Raw genomic sequence first — 1,117 nt, forward strand, 5'->3', positions numbered from 1 at the left:
GCTCGTGCGCAGCAACTCCGCTGCCGCGTCGAGGATCTCCTCGGTCGACCAGCGCCTTCGACCTGCCATTTCGCCCCTCTCGTCGGCCTCAGTCTAGCCCATGCGCCCGGCCATGCACTTGGCATTGCACTTTGTGTTGCGCGCGGTGCGTGCATAATGAGGACATGGGCGTGCCGAGCGTCCCGGCAGCGAACGGGTCGGCGTGTCACGCGCGGCCCGTCACCCGGGTCGGGCGACCGGCGTGGAGCGCACTCCGAGCAGATCGAAAGGACGCACGACATGAAGAACGCACTGGATTCCGCGGCGCTGGACGCCGCCATCGAGAACGTCCACCGCGCCGGGATACCGGGCCTGTTCGCCGAGGTCCGGGACGGCGACCGGGTCTGGCGCGGCGCCGCCGGGGTCGCCGACGTCGCCACCGGCCGTCCCGTCACCGCCGACATGCGGCACCGGGTCGGCAGCGTCACCAAGACGTTCACCGCGGCGGCGGTCCTGCAGCAGGTCGAGAGCGGTCGGATCGGTCTCGACACACCGATCGGCCGGTACCTTCCGAAGTCGGTCCCCGGACAACGCGGTGACGCGGTCACGGTCCGGATGCTGATCAACCACACCAGCGGCTTCGCCGAGTTCCTCCCGTACGCCTACCCCTCGCTGAAGGCGTTCCCCGTCCTCGCGGAGATCGGGCCCGAGAGCCTGGACGATCACCGCCACACGCGGTTCGACCCCGACGAATTGATCGAGATGGGGGTGACCGCACCTGCCGTCTGCGCCCCGGGCGGCGCGCCGGGGGTGTACTCCAACACCAACTACCTGCTCCTCGGTCGGCTCCTGGAACACGTGACCGGCACCCCGGCCGAGCAGTACATCACCCGGAACGTCATCGAGCGCGCCGGACTCCGGGACACCGAACTCCCCACCGGACCGTACGTCGACGGGCCGCACTCGCAGCTGTACGAGGCGTGGTTCGGCATGATCGACCCGCCGCGCGACTACAGCGTCTTCGAGATGTCGTACGCGGGACCGGCCGGCTCGCTGATATCCACCGTCGCGGACATCAACCGCTTCTACGGCATGCTGCTGGCCGGAGAGATCGTCAGCCCTTCGTCGCTGGCGCAGA

The 1,117-nt window shown here is 69.2% G+C and carries 1 protein-coding gene and 1 pseudogene; one reads left to right on the forward strand and one right to left on the reverse strand.

Annotation, left to right across the window (positions count from 1 at the left end):
- Positions 1-69 (reverse strand): annotated as a pseudogene (locus tag ACWD12_RS41125) (TetR/AcrR family transcriptional regulator); the annotation flags it as partial.
- Positions 70-279: 210 nt separating this feature from the next.
- Between ACWD12_RS41125 and ACWD12_RS41130 the strand changes: the two are divergent.
- A partial coding sequence (locus ACWD12_RS41130) for a serine hydrolase domain-containing protein (RefSeq protein WP_450103971.1) occupies positions 280-1,117 on the forward strand: 838 nt, incomplete at its 3' end.

Source organism: Streptodolium elevatio, from assembly GCF_053592165.1.